We start from the raw sequence: 1,530 nt of genomic DNA, 5'->3' as shown, positions 1-1,530 counted from the left end.
GCTAAATTCCCAAACTAAGTTCCACCGCTAGTAGAAGTGGAAGTTAGTCTGATAAAAATTGTAAAAACCAGTGGAATTCCGTGTCAGGGTAAGTTCCACTGGTTTTACTCATGCTTGATTTCATCGCTTTTGTAGTCGAAAGGAATAGAAAAAAGAGCGCACAAAATCCCCTCATCTGAAAGCGTTTCAGATTAAGTTCCGCTATGGTGGAAGTTAGTATGAGACGTTTGAATGGGTTTTTTGGTTAGTTTTTAGATTTTATGTTGGAGTAATTTAGAAGACTGACAGACATCTTCTGCAGGTATTTTAGAAATGCCGAGAAGTTTAGGAATTTCTTCTCCGTAAGTAAAGGCAAAGAGTTCATAGGCTGACTTTCCATTCAAAGCAGCGCGTTTGACACTGTTGACATGCGAACAGACGAGATTAATATCCTCTTGAGTTAAGTTGTCAAAGGAAGTTCCCTTAGGTAGAATGTCGCGAATCAGCGTGTGATTTTTCTCAATTCTCCCTTTCTGGTCAGAGCGATTAGGGTCGCAAAAGAAGAGCTTGCTCTCTCCTCGAACATCCATTTCGATGTCATCAACCCTGGCAAACTCTCCACCATTATCAGTCAGAATGACAGGAAAGAGTTGGAAGAAATCTTTGTCCGCTTGGTGAAGAGTGTTCTTGATTTTATAAAGGTGTTTGGTAACCTCAAGGGCAGTTTTATTAACCAGAAGTCTAGCGAAGATAAAGTTACAGAAAGAGAGGTTGAAGGTGAGTAGGACTTTCCCTCCCATTCTGCCCATAACTGTATCCATTTCCAGCCAAGAGTCTAGTTGATTAAGGGCTAAATAGTTTTGGAAATCCTCATAGGAACGGCCTTTTTTAGCTTCTTTAGGGATGGAAGGTAGATTATTTTTTCTTCTTTCTTTAAATTTAACAGCTCTAGCAAGATCAATCGGAGCGATAGACAGGTAACCTTTTCGGATGTGTCGATAGACAGTTGAGGAGCTAACATCAAGGTTATGAGTTTTGAGGATATGATAGATGTGTTGTCCCTTTTTAACCCCATCAGAAATAATTTTATCCATGTTCCAGAAAGTCTGAGAATTAAGAGGAGTTCCTTCACGAGCTTCGACAAGAGTTTGTTCGTACTGCTTTTGAGCTTGTTTGGCGAGGTAGAAGATTTTCTGATAGCCACAGTTTTGTCTTCTTTTAGGACATCCATTACAGACAAAGGGAGCTTTGGCAAGTAAAGGACAAGGGAGGTTATCACACGTAGACTCTCTGACTAGTCTGTTTCGTTTGACTTCTTTGGAAACAGTAGTCGGGTCTTTTAGAATAAGTTGCCCGATAGCTTTGAAGGTTTCACCGCGCTCTAAACCTAATTGGATATCATTACGGTCTGAAAGGGTAAGGTGTTTATGTTTGATCATAGTAGGCCTCATTTCTACCACAAACGTCTCACACTTAATTCCACCATAAAAATCCGTTTTAGACTAATTTCCACTTTGGTCAGGAAAGTGGAAGTTACTTTGAGAAATTACC

The 1,530-nt window shown here is 40.0% G+C and carries 1 protein-coding gene; it reads right to left on the bottom strand.

Translation table 11 applies throughout. The features are described from left to right. Positions 1-251: 251 nt before the first annotated feature. The gene (locus tag HMPREF2837_RS05035; protein ID WP_049548801.1) at positions 252-1,418 is read right to left on the bottom strand and encodes an IS30 family transposase; all 1,167 of its coding nucleotides are present in this window, start codon (positions 1,416-1,418) and stop codon (positions 252-254) included. Between the last annotated feature and the right edge of the window lie 112 nt (positions 1,419-1,530).

The sequence above is a fragment of the Streptococcus sp. HMSC071D03 genome (assembly GCF_001812125.1).
In the GTDB taxonomy this organism is placed as follows: domain Bacteria; phylum Bacillota; class Bacilli; order Lactobacillales; family Streptococcaceae; genus Streptococcus; species Streptococcus pseudopneumoniae_N.
The sequence above is the reverse complement of the archived record's forward strand: the minus strand, read 5'-3'. Positions and strand labels throughout refer to the sequence as shown.